This window comes from Rhodococcus sp. A14 (assembly GCF_011603105.1).
GTDB lineage: Bacteria > Actinomycetota > Actinomycetes > Mycobacteriales > Mycobacteriaceae > Rhodococcus_F > Rhodococcus_F opacus.
This window is the reverse complement of record NZ_JAAOQS010000319.1, coordinates 1-519: the sequence shown is the minus strand read 5'-3', so window position 1 is coordinate 519 and position 519 is coordinate 1. Positions and strand designations below refer to the sequence as shown.

The following is a 519-nucleotide window of genomic DNA, read 5'->3' as shown; positions in this document are numbered from 1 at the left end:
GCTTATCGCAGCCTCCTACGTCCTTCATCGGCTCCTGGTGCCAAGGCATCCACCGTACGCTCTTCATTACTTACAACAAAGATGCTCGCGTCCACTGTGCAGTTCTCAAACAACACACAACCAACCATGTCCTCGTCGCCACCGAACACCAGAAAAAACCCGGCCGGTATGACCACCATGATCACTTGTAAGTTCTTGCCTAGAAAAAACACTCACGTGTTCCCTCAGGACCCAACAGTGCATCGATATATCACCCGCCGGCCGATCATCAGATCAACCGTGACGCGGGAAAGCTTGTCAGTGTTCCACCCATGAGCGTCCGCAGCCCTACTGATGAGGACTAAACGGTCTCTGCCAGAACATCATCCACTGACTGTTCAGTGGTACACGTCTGGAGATGTGCTCCTTAGAAAGGAGGTGATCCAGCCGCACCTTCCGGTACGGCTACCTTGTTACGACTTCGTCCCAATCGCCGATCCCACCTTCGACGGCTCCCTCCCACAAGGGGTTAGGCCACCG

Annotated in this window: 1 rRNA gene; it reads right to left on the bottom strand. The window is 54.5% G+C overall.

Features of this window, described 5'->3' with window-relative positions:
- Window positions 1–410: 410 nt before the first annotated feature.
- Window positions 411–519, bottom strand: a 16S ribosomal RNA gene (locus tag G9373_RS45640); the annotation flags it as partial.